We start from the raw sequence: 13,902 nt of genomic DNA on the forward strand, positions 1-13,902 counted from the left end.
CCACCTCCGGCGTCAGCGCCGCCGCCAGCCGCGCCGCGGCCGGCCGGCCCTCGTCCCGCAACGCCCCCACCGCCTCCAGCACCACGTCCCGGCCGGCCTCCATCGGGATGCCGGCCGCGGCCCGCTCGTACAGTTCGGCGCCTTCCTCCAGGACGACCTCGGTGTCCATCCCCGCGGGGATCTTGATCCGGGCGTGGTGGCGCCAGGTGGTGACCGGGTCGCCCCAGGCCTCCACGCGGTACGTCCAGTGGCCCACGGCGTCCGCGGTGATCTCCGCTCCCCACCGGTCGCTGCCGGGGGCGAGTTCCCGCATGGGGGTCCACGGCCCGGGGCGGCCCTCGGGGTCCTTCAGGACGACGTTGGCGGCCACCGCGTCGTGCCCCTCCCGGAACACGGTGGCGGTGACCTCGAACGTCTCTCCCACGACCGCCTTCGCCGGCCGCCGGCCGCACTCCACGGCCGGCCGCACGTCCCGCACCGGGATCCGGCCGATGGCCCGGGTCGTCCTCATGGGTCCTCACCTCCGCCGTGCTCGGAACCGGGCCGGGGCCCGGTCAGGGGAATCACGCTGTGCGGGCAGGCCGCTGCCGCTTCGCCGCGGAGCGCCGCTCCGCCGCCGGCGGGCCGCCCGGGACCGCGGCTGCCGGCAGCTCCGCGGCGGACTCCCGCGGGCGGGTGTCCTTCAGGGGTTCCTGCGGCGGGGACTTCCGCGGCCGGGGTTCCTGCAGACGGGGGTCGAGCAGGGTCGGGGCCCGCAGCGGGGGCTCCTCCACCGGGGTGACGGCACCGGCCCGCAGGTACCGCTCGGCCGCGTCCGCCGCCTCCCGCGCGCAGCGCTCGCCCATCAGGACGCACAGGGTGTAGCCCGAGTCCTCGAAGGTGGCCCGCACGGTGCGGTCGGCCGGCGCCGCGAGCATGACGCGTTCCCAGGCCCGGTAACGCCGCAACTGCCGGGCGACTTCGGCTTTGGCGGGTAGCAGCATGGCGCCGTTCACCTCTTCGGGACTGGATGGGCACGGTCTCCCGACGGTCGGGTGGGGGCCGTGCGCGGTGGCGCGGACCCGTGACGGCGGTCGAGTTCTTCACACATGGTGCACGTGCCATGACACAGCGTCTTGTTGGATCTTCAACCATTGGGCCGCTCGGTTGTCGGACCGGTCGCCTCAGGTGTGCGCTCGTGTTGCACGAATGGACTACCGCCCTCACGCTGGGGATGACTCAGAAGCGATAAGTGCTCACGTTCCGTGTTCGGGGCCTCGTCCCGCAGGGGTGAGGAGGAACGTGGAGCGTCGCGGTGAGGAGCCAACCGATGAAGACCGCAGTGCCCTGCTACTACCACCTCGACGTGGAAGTCAGCCCGGAACGGGTGGGTCAGGTCAGCCGCATTCTGGCCGCTCACCTGAGGTTCTGGGACCTGGAGAACCTGGTCGAACCCGTCTGCCACGGCGCCGAGATGCTGCTCGAGGCCATCGACGAGCACGCCACGGACAAGAACACCTCCATCGAGATGTGGTGGAACGGCCAGCACCTCATCACCGCCATCGGTGACAACAACCGCACGCTGCGACCGGACCACGAGCTGCGCGCCTGCCTGCAGCACCTCGCCGCGATGAGCGACGGCTGGGGCTGCTGCGCCACCGAGACCGGCAGCAAGGTCATCTGGTTCTCGCAGCGCGCCCGCGCCGGCAACCGCGAACCGCTGGTGCCGACCGCCCCGGAGCCCGACCTGCGCGAGGGCCTCGACGTGCCCCGCGAAGTGGCGGTCACCCAGGTGGCCGATCCGGCCGGTACGCCGGACGAGGTCCTGGAGGAGGCCCGGTGACCCGGAGCCGGCAGACCCGGGACGGGGTGTCCGCGTGGAGCGGGCACCCCTACCCGCTGGGCGCGGCCCATGACGGCGAGGGCACCAACTTCGCGCTCTTCAGCGAGGTGGCCGAACGCGTCGACCTGGTCCTGGTGGACGACGACGGCCGGCCCACCGAGGTCCCGCTGACCGAGGTCGACGGCTTCGTGTGGCACGGCTACCTGCCCGGCGTGGGCCCCGGCCAGCGCTACGGCTACCGCGTGCACGGCCCGTGGGCCCCCGCCGCCGGCCACCGGTGCAACCCGGCCAAGCTGCTCCTCGACCCGTACGCCAGGGCGGTGGACGGGCAGATCGACAACCACCCCTCGCTGTACGAGCGCAGCCCGGACGGCCCCGACCCGGCCGACAGCTTCGGGCACACCATGCTCGGCGTGGTCACCGACCCGTCCTTCGACTGGGGCGACGACGTCCGGCCCGGCCGGCCGTACGCCGACACGGTGATCTACGAGGCGCATGTCAAGGGCCTGACCCGCACCCACCCCGACGTCCCGCCCGAGCTGCGCGGCACGTACGCCGGGCTCGCCCACCCCGCGGTCGTCGAGCACCTCCGGTCGCTCGGGGTCACGGCCGTGGAGCTGATGCCGGTGCACCAGTTCGTCCAGGACGGCGTCCTGGTGGACCGCGGCCTGTCGAACTACTGGGGCTACAACACGATCGGCTTCTTCGCCCCGCACAACGGCTACGCCGCCCGCGGCACGCGCGGCCAGCAGGTCGCCGAGTTCAAGTCGATGGTCAGGACGCTGCACGCGGCCGGTCTCGAGGTGATCCTCGACGTGGTCTACAACCACACCGCCGAGGGCAACCACCTGGGCCCGACCCTGTCCTTCCGCGGCATCGACAACTCCTCCTACTACCGCCTGGTGGACGGCGACTGGGAGCACTACTACGACACCACCGGCACCGGCAACAGCCTGCTGATGCGGCACCCCTACGTGCTCCAGCTGATCATGGACTCGCTGCGGTACTGGGTGACCGAGATGCACGTCGACGGGTTCCGCTTCGACCTCGCGGCGACGCTCGCCCGGCAGTTCCACGAGGTGGACCGGCTGTCGGCGTTCTTCGACCTCATCCAGCAGGACCCGGTGATCAGCCGCGTCAAGCTGATCGCCGAGCCGTGGGACGTCGGCGAGGGCGGCTACCAGGTGGGCAACTTCCCGCCGCTGTGGTCGGAGTGGAACGGCCTGTACCGGGACGCCGTCCGGGACTTCTGGCGCACCGAGCCGCACACGCTCGGCGAGTTCGCCTCCCGGCTGACCGGCTCGTCCGACCTGTACGCCCACAGTCGGCGCCGCCCCCGGGCCAGCGTCAACTTCGTGACCGCGCACGACGGGTTCACCCTGCGCGACCTGGTCTCGTACAACGACAAGCACAACGAGGCCAACGGCGAGGGCAACGCGGACGGCGAGAGCACCAACCGGTCCTGGAACTGCGGGGCCGAGGGCGAGACCCGCGACCCGGCCGTGCTGGAGCTGCGCGCCCGCCAGCAGCGCAACTTCATCGCCACGCTGCTGCTGTCGCAGGGCATCCCGATGCTCTGCCACGGCGACGAACTGGGCCGCACCCAGCGCGGCAACAACAACGCCTACTGCCAGGACAACGAGATCTCCTGGATCGACTGGCGGCTGACCGCCGAGCAGCGCGGCCTGCTGGACTTCACCCGGTACGTCATCGGGCTGCGCACCGCACACCCGGTGCTGCGGCGGCGCCGCTTCTTCCTCGGCGAGACGGTGACCCACGCCGGCCAGCCGCTGCCGGACCTGGTGTGGCTGGCGCCGGACGCGCGGGAGATGACCGACGACGACTGGCAGCGCGGCGACGCGCACGCCGTCGCGGTCTTCCTCAACGGCGACGCCATCGCCGAGCCCGACCCGCGCGGCCGGCGGGTGGTCGACGACTCCTTCCTCCTGCTCCTCAACAGTCACTGGGAGCCGGTGGAGTTCCGCCTGCCGGACGCCGCCTACGGCGAGCGCTGGACGGCGCTGATCGACACCGCCGACCCCGAGGGCCCGGACGAGGCGGAGCACAAGGCGGGCACCCGGCTGAGCGTCGGCGCGCGCAGCCTGATGCTGCTGTCCCGGCCGTCCCGGGCGCAGGCCTCCTGAGGGGTCCACGGCCGGGGGGGGGGGGGGGGGGGGGCCCCCCCCCCCCCCCCCCCCCCCCCCCCCCCCCCCCCCCCCCTCGCCCGCCTCCCGGTCAGCCCGCCGGGAGGGTTTCGGGATCTTCGGTGCCCCGTACGGCACCCTTCGCATCGTCACTCACCGTGTCACCCTGGGCCAGGGCTGCGTCGTCGGCCCGGGTCTTGACGACGGCGCCGGTGACGGCCTCCTGCGCGGGCCAGCCGCCCGCCGGGGCCCGCGCCACCCCGCGCCACCACGGCTCGGACGGCACGGTCCCCGCGGTGGGTTCGAAGGGCTCGCCGGGGCGGGGCAGGGCGACGCGCGCACCCGCCGCGCGGGCCGCCGCGAGGCTGCCCTCGCCGGGCTCCGCCCACGGGTGCGGCGCCAGGTTGAAGGTGGCCCAGTGGATCGGGAGCATCGGGCCGTGCTCCGGCCCGCCCTGGAGGTCGAGGTGGGCCCGCATGCCCTCCTGCGGGGTCATGTGGATGTCGGGCCAGAAGTCGGAGTACGCGCCGATCTGGATCATCGTGGCGTCGAACGGGCCGTGGTCGGCGCCGATGTCCTGGAAACCGTCGAAGTACCCGGTGTCGCCGCTGTGGTAGATCCGGTGCTCGGCTCCGGCAACCACCCAGGAGGCCCACAGGGTGTGCTGGGTGTTGCGCAGGCCCCGGCCGCAGAAGTGACGGGCCGGGGTGGCGGTCAGGGTCAGGCCGCCGACCCGCGTCTCCTCGTGCCAGTCCAGCTCGCGCAGCCGGTCCGCCGGGACCCCCCAGTGCTCCAGGTGGGCGCCGACGCCGAGCGGCACGGCGAAGAGCGTGCCGGTGCCGGCCAGCGCCTTGACGGTGGGCATGTCCAGGTGGTCGTAGTGGTCGTGCGAGATGACGACGACGTCGACCGGGCCCAGCGCGGCGAGCGGCACCGGCACGGGGTGCAGCCGCTTCGGCCCGGCGAAGGGGAACGGGGAGCAGCGCTCGCCCCACACCGGGTCGAACAGCACCCGCTGCCCGTCCATCTCGGCCAGCACGCTGGAGTGCCCCATCCACGTGAGCCGCAGTCCGCTCGCCGGGGGCCGAGCGAGGTCGGCGAGCGTGGTGGCGTGGACCGGGACCGGGCCCTTCGGGGTGCGGCGGGGCCGGGCCTCCCTGTCGAAGTAGACCTTCGCGAAGTCACGCGTCGAGCCGGACGGCCGGGTCCGGGCGGTGCCGCCGGGATTCTGGAAGACCCCGTCCCCGAAGTGCGGCGATCTGCGGATGCGGGCCATGCGCTCTCCGCCGGGGTCCGCGCCGAAGGCCGCGGGCCGCAGGGCGCGCAGCCCGGAGTTCGTCGATCGGAAACCGGCCACGCTACCTCCAGGTGGAGTCGTCGGACCTCCCATTATGGTCGGGCCCCTTCCCTGCCCCCGGGCCACCCGGAGCACGGTGGACGGTGGACGGCCCGGCGCGGATCGTCCGGGGGTCCCGCCGCGGACGCTCCCGGACAGGGTGCGGCCGCGGTCGCCGCGGGTGCGGCCGCGGGACCCGGCCGGCGCCTCACGCCACCGCGGCGATCCGCATCCGGATGTCGCGCGGCGACAGCGTCCCCTTCGCCGTGACGTGGTCGCCCGACGACTCCCCGCGCAGCCGGCGCCCGATCCACGGCACCAGGTACTCCCGCGCCCACTGGACGTCGTCCCGCCGGACCTCCAGGGTGCCGCGCGGCGGCAGCGGCGGCCAGGGCTGCTCCGGGTCGGCCGGGACCTCCAGCCCGAGCACCTGCCCGGCCCGCAGCGCCACGCGCGTGTGCCCCTCGGGCGACAGGTGCAGCCGGTCGGAGTCCCAGGCCCGGCGGTCCTGGACGCTGCGGAGCGACCAGAGGTCGAGCACGGGGCAGCCGTGCCGGTCGGCGATGGCCCGCACATGGCCGTTGTAGGTGGCGATCTTGCCGCGCAGGTGCTTGAGCACGGGGATGCCCCGGGTGTCGAAACCCGTCGTCACCATGACCGTGCCGGCCACCGCGGTGAGCGCGGTCACCGCCGCCTCGAAGCGCTCGGCCACCTCGTCCGGATCGCTGCCGGGGCGCAGGATGTCGTTGCCGCCCGCGCAGAACGAGACGAGGTCCGGGGCGAGTTCGACGGCCCGCGGCACCTGTTCCGCCACGATCTGGTCGAGGAGCCTGCCGCGCACGGCGAGGTTGGTGTACGCGAAGTCGCCTTCGGGCCGGCGGTCCGCGAGCAGCACGGCGAACCGGTCGGCCCAGCCGACGAACGCCCCGTCGGGGCCGGGGTCGCCGACGCCCTCGGTGAAGCTGTCCCCCACCGCCACGTACGACCCGATCACTGATCTGCTGTCACTCTTCGAATCGTCTGCCACAGCAGCTCATCTTTCACCGTCGAATGTGACCTACGCGACCGTAGGAAGGGGTTGACGGGCGGTGAGATAAGCCACTCCCCAAGTGTTCCCCAACTGCGGAATAGGTGCCTGGTCACAGGCGTTGAGGGCCGGTCCGCCCCGGTCCCGGACCGGGGCCGGCCGACACGCCGGAGGCCGGACCCGGGGAACCGGGTCCGGCCTCCGACGGCGTGTCAGGCGGGCGGTCGTGCGGGTCAGCCGATGCTGACGCCGTGCGCGTTCAGGTAGGCGACCGGGTCCACGTCCGAGCCGTAGTCCGGCGTGGTGCGGATCTCGAAGTGCAGGTGCGGTCCGGTCGAGTTGCCGGTCGAGCCGGAGAGGCCGACCTGCTGTCCGGCGGTCACGGCCTGGCCGGCCGAGACGGACAGCGAGGACAGGTGGGCGTACTGGGCGTAGTAGCCGTCGGCGAGCTTGATGACGACCTGGTTGCCGTACGCGCCGGCCCAGCCCGCGGAGACGACCGTGCCCGCGCCGACGGCCTTGAGGGAGGTGCCGGTGGGGACGGAGAAGTCGACGCCGGTGTGGTAGCCGCTGGACCACATGCTGCCGGCCACCTTGTAGGCGGTGCCGACGCCGCCGGAGACCGGGGCGGCGTAACCGCCGGCGGTGCCCGCGGACTCGGCGGCGTCGCTCGCGGTGGTGGTCTGCTCGGCGGAGGACTGCTCGGCCGGCTTGTCCGCGGACTGCTCGGAGGAGGACTTCGCCGGGGCGAAGGACTTGGCCGGGACCGAGGGCTTGGCCGCGGAGGACTTGGCCGCCGAGGACTTGGCCGCGGAGGACGGCTTGGTGGCGCCGGCCGCCTTCTCGCCGATGGACAGCTCCAGGCCCGGGTGGATCAGCGACGGGTCGGCGCCGACGGCCTCGCGGTTGTCGGCGTACAGCTGCTTCCAGCCGCCGTCGACGTCCTGCTCGTCGGCGATCCTCGCGAGGTAGTCGCCGGCCTTCACCGTGTAGGTGCGGACGTCGTCGGCCTTCTCGCCGGCAGCCTTCTTCCCGGCGGCCTGGACGGACTGGACGGCCTTCTCCGGGGCGGACTGCGGGGTGGCGGCGTGGGCACCGGTGGCGCCCAGCAGCGGCAGGGCGAGTGCGGCGCCGCCGGTTCCGGCGACGGCGATGGAACGGGTGAAGCGCAGGGTCTTCGGACGGCGGTGCTTACCCTTCGCGGGCATGGCGATTTCCTCTCCGGCGCCTACGAGGTGAGCTGTCGGGTGCGGACTGGAGATGCCCGGCCGCGCCGAGGCGCGGCTTAACCCCAAGCCGTTCCGGGAACCGGAACAGGCGTCGTACCTGTGGGTCCCCCGCTCCTGCCGTACACGGGTCAGTGTGTGCGGGCTCCGGGCGGCGGCAGGATTAGGCGTCCGTCCGGATCGGTGGCGAACGTAAGCGAACAGGACGCGCGGGGACAAGCGTGCGGTTGTCCGCACCTGCGCGTTCCAGGGATTCCTGTGGACGTCCGTGGTGACGGTGCGTGGATCAATGATCTTCCGTTTTCCTCAAACGGCCAGGAAAAAGGCATGAATTACGTGAGCATGGCGACAACGGATCGTCACGGATATGACGCTGCTCACCAGCCGGCGGCCATCTCCCCCGCTTCCGGGGCACGTTAGAGCGAAACTCCTTATTCGGACAGTTCGCCCATTCGCTACGAATCGAGGCGCCGCAGCCGGACCACGGCGGCGTCGAGGTCCCCGCGCAGCCCGGTCCGCAGCCCGTGGTGCAGGAGCACCGCACCTCGATGGATTTCGCCCGTTTCGCGGCATTCGTAGGAGGCGGCCGGGTCGAGGCCCCGCAGCCTGAGCGCGGCGGCGGGCTCCCCGTAGTGCTGTGCCTGGAGCCAGGCGAGGACGACGGTCTCGTCGCCGAGGACGTACTGCACGGCGCTCAGGCCGCCCGTCGGCGGGCGCAGCCGGTACAGGTCGCCGCGCTGCACCACGGGCCGGATCTCCTTGTAGAGCGCCACCCACTCCCGCGCCTCGGCGAGCTCCTCCGCGCTCCAGCGGGTCAGGTCCCCGCCGAGGCCCAGCACCCCGGCCATGGCGCTGACGAACCGGAACCGCAGCGAGCTCACCCGCCCGTTGAGCATGGCGTTCGGGCTGTCGGTGACCCAGGCGGCCATGACCCGCGCGGGATGGACCTGGCTGAAGCCGTGCTGGACGGCGAGCCGGTCGAGCGGATCGGTGTTGTCCGAGGTCCACACCTGGTCCGTGCGGCTCAGCACCCCGAGGTCGATCCGGCCGCCGCCGCCCGAACAGGACTCGAAGGCGACGCCCGGGTGGGCCGCCCGCAGCCGGTCCAGCAGGGCGTACAGGGCGTGCACGTGGTCGGTCCACAGCCGCTGCGGATACGGCTCCCCGGGCCAGCCGGCGTCGGTGAAGCAGCGGTTGAAGTCCCACTTGACGTAGTCGATCGGGGCGCCGGCCAGCAGCTCGTCGAGCCGCTGCCAGAGATGCTCACGGACGTCCTCGCGGGCCAGGTTGAGCACCAGCTGGTTGCGGAACTCCGTGCGCGTGCGCCCCGGCTGGAACTGCACCCAGTCCGGGTGCGCGCGGTAGAGGTCGCTGTCCGGGTTGACCATCTCCGGCTCGACCCAGATGCCGAACTGCATCCCGAGCGCGTGCACGTGGTCGGCGAGCGGCTTCAGACCGCGGGGGAACCGGTCGGGGTTGGGCGCCCAGTCCCCGAGCCCGGCCCGGTCGCCGGTGCGGGCCCCGAACCAACCGTCGTCGACGACGAACAGCTCCACGCCCAGCGCGGCGGCCCGCTTGGCGAGCGCCCGCTGCCGCTCCTCGGAGATGTCGAACCCGGTGGCCTCCCAGGAGTTGAACAGCACCGGCCGGTCCCGGTCCGCGTCCGGGACGACGTACGTCCGCTGGTAGGCGTGCCAGGCGCGGCTGGCACCGCCGAAGCCGCCGTCGCTCCACAGCCCCGCGAAGACCGGGGTGGTGTACGACTCCCCCGCCGCCAGCATCAGCAGGCCGGAGTCGTCGTGACCCGCGCCGCCGGTGATCTGCACGCGCGCGTCCGGGAGCTGGGCCACGCACAGGCGCCAGGAGCCGGACCAGGCCAGGGCGCAGCCGTAGACCTCGCCGTGCTCCTCGGTGGCGTCGGTGTCCAGGGCGACCCAGGGCAGGTGCTGGTGGCCGGTGTGGCCGCGGCGGCTGCCGAGGACCTTCTCGCCGTAGGTGAGGTCCGAGCGCACCAGGCGGGACTCCGCGGCCCAGCGGCCGTGCAGCTGGGACAGCCGCCAGCCCTCGCGGTCGGGCAGCGTCCAGACGGCGGAGTCGGCGCGCAGCACCTCGACCGCCGGCCCGTCGTTGGCGAGGTGGGCCCACCGCTCCACCACGTCGCCGCGCATCCGGTAGTGCAGGGTGACGGCCAGGCCGCCGTCGCGGAAGCGGAGCCGTAACTCGCCGTCCCCGGCCGTTTCGTGCCCGGCGTAGGTCCACTGCGTGCCGCGCCGCCCGTCCGCGGCCCTGCGGACGGACAGGGCCGGGCGGACGAACCGGGGGCCGCCCTCGACCGGGTACTCCTCGCGTCCGTCGAGGGGGGACTCGAAGGGCCAGTAATCCGGCAGCGGACGGACCGCGAGGGCCTCGGCGTCGGCGAGCGCGATCCGCGGCCCCCAGTGCAGGTGCACCAGCTCGTCGCGGTCGGTCAGGTGGAGGGCGTAACCGCTGGCCGGCCCGGACAGCAGCCACGTGCGCCCGTCTTCGGAGATCTCCGGCATCAGACCCTCACAGCGTCGAACAGCAACGGCCGATCACGTCCATGATCGGGGTGGCCGGGCCCGCGGGGCAACGCCTGTGGACGACCCGATCGGCCCCGGCGGCCATGCCGTATCTTCGAGTGGTGCCCGTCGACGAGCCGCGCCGGCGGGGCGACGTGGGAGGGAGCCCCCGTGACGCAGCAGGTCCCGTCGACCGAGCCCGAGCTGGCCGGAGTGCGCAACTTCCGCGACGTGGGCGGGCTCCCGACCGTGGACGGCCGACGGGTGCGGCACGGCGTGCTGTTCCGCAGCGGTCACCTCGCGCACGCGACCGCCGAGGACGCGGTCTTCCTCTCCTCGCTGGGCCTGCACACGGTCTTCGACTTCCGCAACGCCGCCGACCAGAAGCTGGAGGGGCCGGACGTCGAGCTGCCGGGCGTGCGGAACGTGAACCTGCCGTTGTCCGACCCCGCCGACGGCGCCGAGTTCTGGCGGATGGTCCGCGACGGCGACATCGACCAGCTCCGCGAGATCCTCGCGGACGGCAAGGCCGCGGACCGGATGATCGCCTCGTACCGCACGATCGTGAAGGAACGCACCGCCGAGCACTCCCGGGTGCTGCACGCGCTCGCCGAGGACAGCGTCCCCGCCCTGATGCACTGCGCGGCCGGCAAGGACCGCGCGGGCCTGTCCGTCGCGGTGACGCTGCTCGCCCTCGGCGTCGAGCGCGACGCGATCCTCGACGACTACCTGAAGTCGAACGCCAAGCACCGCCGCTACAAGGTGCACCGCAGCAGCTCCTCCGCCTCGGCGTACTCCCCCGAGGTCATGGAGCTGCTCAGCCCGCTGTTCGACGCGCGCGCCGAGTACCTGGCGGCGGCCTTCGAGACCATCGAGGAGACCTGGGGCGGCGTCGACGCCTACCTGGAGAAGGGCCTCGGGGTCACCCCTGAGGTCCGGGAGCGGCTGCGCGAGCGCCTGCTGGACTGAGGCCGCGGCGGGGCCGCTGCGCGCCCACTCCGGACAGCAGGTGGACGAAGGCGGCGAAGACGTGCCCCACCGCGATGTGGATGATCGACCGCGCCCACAGGGCGCGGGGGTACCGCTCCTCCACGCCGCTCAGGGCGCGTCTCCGGGGGCCTGCCCCAGGCACAGGGCGGCCGTGGGGCTCTGCAGCAGGGTGTGGACGAACAGGAGCTCGACTCCGTCGGGGTCCTGGGCGGCGATGCGGTGCGGGGTGAGCGAGTCGAAGTGCGCGCTGTCGCCCGGGGCGAGCCGGTGCGTGGCGTCCCCCAGGCACAGCCGCAGCCGCCCCTTGAGCACGTACAGCCACTCCTCGCCGGGGTGGACGCGCACGATGTCGCCCTGGGAGCCGTGGGGGACGTGGACCCGCAGGGCCTGCATCCCGCGTCCGGGCGCTCCGGCCGGATAGTACGTCCAGCCGCCGGCGGCGGTCGGCTCCATGTCGGCCGCGCGGATGACGGCGTCCCGGCCGGCGGCCGTCTCGCCGAGCAGCTCCGCGACGGTCGTACCGTAGATACGGGCGAGCGCGAGCAGCATCGGCAGCGAGGGCTGGCGCTGTCCGGTCTCCAGCCGGGAGAGGTGGGCGGGCGACAGCCCGGCGGCGCGGGCCGCGGCCTCCAGGGTGAGGGAGGACCGGCGGCGCAGGGCGCGCAGCTGCGGCGCGACGGCGGGCAGGGCGTCGGCCGCCCCGGCCGCCGGATCGGGCGCGGCGGAGTGCCCGGTCTCGGAGGAGCTCATGCCTCCATTCAGCCGAAATCTTGCCTCTGTGGCAAATTTTTTGCCTCAGAGGCAAAAACCTCGGCCGTGCCCGGTGGTCAGCGGTGGGCGACCGCCTGCTTGACCAGTGTCTTGCCGAAGTCCCACACCAGCCCGCCGTCGTGCGCGTCGTCCATCACGGCGGTGAAGGCCTCGACGAACCGGTCCACCTCCCGCTCGCCGATGATCAGCGGCGGGATCAGCTTGATCACCTCCATGTGGTCGCCGGAGACCTGCGTGAGGATCCGGTGCCGCTGGAGCAGCGGGACGACGACCATCTGCGCGAACAGCCCCTTGCGGGCGGCCTGGAGCATGGCCCAGCGGCCGCGCAGCTTCAGCGACGCGGGCCGCCCGAACTCGATGCCGATCATCAGGCCCCGGCCGCGGACGTCGGCGAGCAGCTCGTAGCGGTCGACGAGCGCGGTGAGCCGGGACTTCAGCAGCTCACCGGTGGCGCGGGCGTTCGCCACGACCTGCTCGTCCTCCATGACCGACAGCACGGCCAGGCCCGCCGCCATGGCCTGCGCGTTGGAGCCGAAGCTCGCCGAGTGCACCAGCACCCGGTCCATCGACGAGTAGACCTTCTTGAAGATCCGGTCCCGGCCGATCGTGGCGCCGACCGGCACGTAGCCGCCGGAGAGCGCCTTGGCCACGCACACCAGGTCCGGTTCGACGCCGTCCTCGTGCTGGTAGGCGTAGAAGTCGCCGGTCCGGCCGAGGCCGGTCTGCACCTCGTCGGCGATGAGCAGTGCCTTGTGGCGGCGCAGCAGGTCCTGCGCGGCGCGCAGATAGCCGGGCGGCGCCTCGTGCACGCCCTTGCCCTGGATCGGCTCGACGATCAGCGCGGCGACGTCCCCCTTCTTCAGCTCCCGTTCCAGCGCGTCGAGGTCGCCGAGGGGGACGGGCGTGTCGGGCAGCAGCGGGGCGAAGCCGTCGCGGAAGGCGGGCTCGCCGTTGACGGACAGGGCGCCGGTGGTCAGGCCGTGGAAGGCGTGCGCGCAGTACAGGACGCGGGGCTTGCCGGTGGCGTACCGGGCGAACTTCAGGGCGCCCTCGACGGCCTCGGTGCCGCTGTTGCCGAAGAACACCCGGTCCAGGTGCGGGCTGTGCGCGAGCAGCTTCTCGGCCAGCAGTCCGGGCAGCGGCTGGCAGTCGAACCGGGTGAGGTCGGCGAGGGAGGCGTCGAGGACGTCGTGCAGGGCCTTGCGGACGACGGGGTGGTGGCGCCCGAGCCCCATCACCCCGAATCCGGCGAGCATGTCGAGGTACTCGTTGCCCTCCGCGTCCCAGAACAGGGCGCCCTCGGCCCGTTCGTAGACCTTGTCGAAGCCGAGGGTGTGGAGCATGCGCGGGAGTTGGTGGTTGAGGTACCGGGCGTGCAGGTCGTAGCGTTCGCCGCCACGCTCGGCCAGGAGCCTGCCGAGGTCGAACTCCCCGGTTCCGGCTGCGGATTCAGCGGTGGTCATCCGTGCGTCTCCTTGGACTGCTCTTCCTCGACGGCCGGGCGCGCGCCGATCCGTCCGGCGGTCTCGACAGGGGTGAGGCCGGTGCCGGCGAGCGCTTCGGCGCGCCCGGCGTGCGCGAGGGACCGCCCGGGGATGCCGAACCGCCGGACCGGCATGTCGGCGTCGGCGTCGCCGAGCGCGAGCGCCACCGCCGGCACCGGCGGGCCGGCGGACCGCTTCGGGAAGCGGACGAGGGCCGGCGCGTCGCCCACGGCGACCGTCCCGCGCAGCCCGGAGAATCCCTGACGGTTCGCCAGCAACTTGTGCACGTAACTCTGGTGGCCGGTGTCGCACAGGATGCGGTCGGCCGGCGACTCGAAGACCCGGTGCGGGGCGACGGCGAGTTCCACCGCGCCCGGGCCGGGTCCGAGGCGGCCGCCGGTCCCGGCGGCCGCGTGCACCAGGAACTCCCTCGTCCCGGCGGGCGGTTCGCCGAGTTCCGCCTCGGGCAGCGCCTTCGGGTCACGCGGTCGCCGGACGCTCTCCGGGATCGTCACGCCCGGGCCCCCTCTCGGTCCGTGCCTCGCTCGGACCCACCGTCACC

General features: G+C 73.3%; 12 protein-coding genes, 1 pseudogene and 1 riboswitch. Of the genes and pseudogenes, 3 read left to right on the forward strand and 10 right to left on the reverse strand.

From position 1 onward, the window contains the following. On the reverse strand, nt 1–511 hold a 511-nt coding region (locus ACIF8T_RS20550; protein ID WP_400036991.1), incomplete at its 3' end, for a maltotransferase domain-containing protein. 52 nt (nt 512–563) lie between these two features. Next, nucleotides 564–983, reverse strand: a complete 420-nt coding sequence (locus ACIF8T_RS20555) for a DUF5133 domain-containing protein (protein WP_400036993.1) — start codon at nt 981–983, stop codon at nt 564–566. Nucleotides 984–1,309: 326 nt separating this feature from the next. On the opposite strand from ACIF8T_RS20555, the gene ACIF8T_RS20560 reads away from it, so the two are divergent. Both ACIF8T_RS20560 and glgX read left to right on the forward strand, forming a co-directional pair. Further along, complete coding sequence (locus tag ACIF8T_RS20560) at nt 1,310–1,822, forward strand: pep a2 (RefSeq protein WP_400036995.1); 513 nt, start codon at nt 1,310–1,312, stop codon at nt 1,820–1,822. Beyond that, nucleotides 1,819–3,966: a glycogen debranching protein GlgX gene (gene glgX / locus ACIF8T_RS20565; RefSeq protein WP_400036997.1), complete on the forward strand. Its 2,148-nt coding sequence runs from the start codon at nt 1,819–1,821 to the stop codon at nt 3,964–3,966. Before ACIF8T_RS20560 ends, glgX begins: the two co-directional genes overlap by 4 nt. Before the next feature lie 91 nt (nt 3,967–4,057). Here glgX and ACIF8T_RS20570 read toward each other — a convergent pair whose 3' ends face one another. The 4 genes from ACIF8T_RS20570 to ACIF8T_RS20585 all read right to left on the reverse strand — a co-directional run bounded on the left by ACIF8T_RS20570 (nt 4,058) and on the right by ACIF8T_RS20585 (nt 10,095). Beyond that, nucleotides 4,058–5,323, reverse strand: coding sequence for an MBL fold metallo-hydrolase (locus ACIF8T_RS20570; RefSeq protein ID WP_400036999.1), 1,266 nt, complete (start codon nt 5,321–5,323; stop codon nt 4,058–4,060). 187 nt (nt 5,324–5,510) lie between these two features. Further along, entirely contained in the window at nt 5,511–6,296 is a 786-nt protein-coding gene (locus tag ACIF8T_RS20575; protein ID WP_400037577.1) for an SGNH/GDSL hydrolase family protein, read from the reverse strand. Between the two features lie 266 nt (nt 6,297–6,562). Next, complete coding sequence (locus tag ACIF8T_RS20580; protein ID WP_400037001.1) at nt 6,563–7,537, reverse strand: peptidoglycan DD-metalloendopeptidase family protein; 975 nt, start codon at nt 7,535–7,537, stop codon at nt 6,563–6,565. 4 nt (nt 7,538–7,541) lie between these two features. Beyond that, nucleotides 7,542–7,702: riboswitch (cyclic di-AMP (ydaO/yuaA leader) on the reverse strand. A gap of 308 nt (nt 7,703–8,010) precedes the next feature. Beyond that, nucleotides 8,011–10,095 carry an alpha-galactosidase gene (locus ACIF8T_RS20585; protein ID WP_400037002.1) on the reverse strand — a complete coding sequence of 695 codons (2,085 nt, stop codon included), beginning with the start codon at nt 10,093–10,095 and terminating at the stop codon, nt 8,011–8,013. 171 nt (nt 10,096–10,266) lie between these two features. Between ACIF8T_RS20585 and ACIF8T_RS20590 the strand changes: the two genes are divergently transcribed. Continuing rightward, on the forward strand, nt 10,267–11,064 hold the full coding sequence (locus tag ACIF8T_RS20590) for a tyrosine-protein phosphatase (RefSeq protein ID WP_400037004.1): 798 nt from the start codon (nt 10,267–10,269) through the stop codon (nt 11,062–11,064). On the opposite strand, the gene ACIF8T_RS20595 is transcribed toward ACIF8T_RS20590, so the two are convergent. From ACIF8T_RS20595 to ACIF8T_RS20610, 4 genes and pseudogenes are all read right to left on the reverse strand, one after another. Next, a complete protein-coding gene (locus ACIF8T_RS20595) occupies nt 11,018–11,227 on the reverse strand; it encodes a DUF6126 family protein (RefSeq protein WP_400037006.1) in 210 nt (69 codons plus the stop codon). The two genes, ACIF8T_RS20590 and ACIF8T_RS20595, sit on opposite strands and share 47 nt — an antisense overlap. Next, the gene (locus ACIF8T_RS20600) at nt 11,194–11,835 is read right to left on the reverse strand and encodes a helix-turn-helix domain-containing protein (protein WP_400037008.1); all 642 of its coding nucleotides are present in this window, start codon (nt 11,833–11,835) and stop codon (nt 11,194–11,196) included. The genes ACIF8T_RS20595 and ACIF8T_RS20600 overlap by 34 nt, the downstream gene beginning before the upstream one ends. A gap of 77 nt (nt 11,836–11,912) precedes the next feature. Continuing rightward, nucleotides 11,913–13,319, reverse strand: coding sequence for an aspartate aminotransferase family protein (locus ACIF8T_RS20605; RefSeq protein WP_400037010.1), 1,407 nt, complete (start codon nt 13,317–13,319; stop codon nt 11,913–11,915). Nucleotides 13,320–13,552: 233 nt separating this feature from the next. Next, a pseudogene (locus ACIF8T_RS20610) lies at nt 13,553–13,855 on the reverse strand (1-deoxy-D-xylulose-5-phosphate synthase N-terminal domain-containing protein); the annotation flags it as partial. Nucleotides 13,856–13,902: the final 47 nt, after the last annotated feature.

It is taken from the genome of Streptomyces sp. NPDC085946 (assembly GCF_044540485.1).
Classification (GTDB): domain Bacteria; phylum Actinomycetota; class Actinomycetes; order Streptomycetales; family Streptomycetaceae; genus Streptomyces.

Bases quoted from the DNA above. Each gene is read 5' to 3' on its own strand.
- ACIF8T_RS20555 (WP_400036993.1), bottom strand. From the start codon at position 983: ATGCTGCTACCCGCCAAAGCCGAAGTCGCCCGGCAGTTGCGGCGTTAC.
- ACIF8T_RS20560 (WP_400036995.1), top strand. From the start codon at position 1,310: ATGAAGACCGCAGTGCCCTGCTACTACCACCTCGACGTGGAAGTCAGC.
- ACIF8T_RS20580 (WP_400037001.1), bottom strand. From the start codon at position 7,537: ATGCCCGCGAAGGGTAAGCACCGCCGTCCGAAGACCCTGCGCTTCACC.
- ACIF8T_RS20585 (WP_400037002.1), bottom strand. From the start codon at position 10,095: ATGCCGGAGATCTCCGAAGACGGGCGCACGTGGCTGCTGTCCGGGCCG.
- ACIF8T_RS20600 (WP_400037008.1), bottom strand. From the start codon at position 11,835: ATGAGCTCCTCCGAGACCGGGCACTCCGCCGCGCCCGATCCGGCGGCC.
- ACIF8T_RS20605 (WP_400037010.1), bottom strand. From the start codon at position 13,319: ATGACCACCGCTGAATCCGCAGCCGGAACCGGGGAGTTCGACCTCGGC.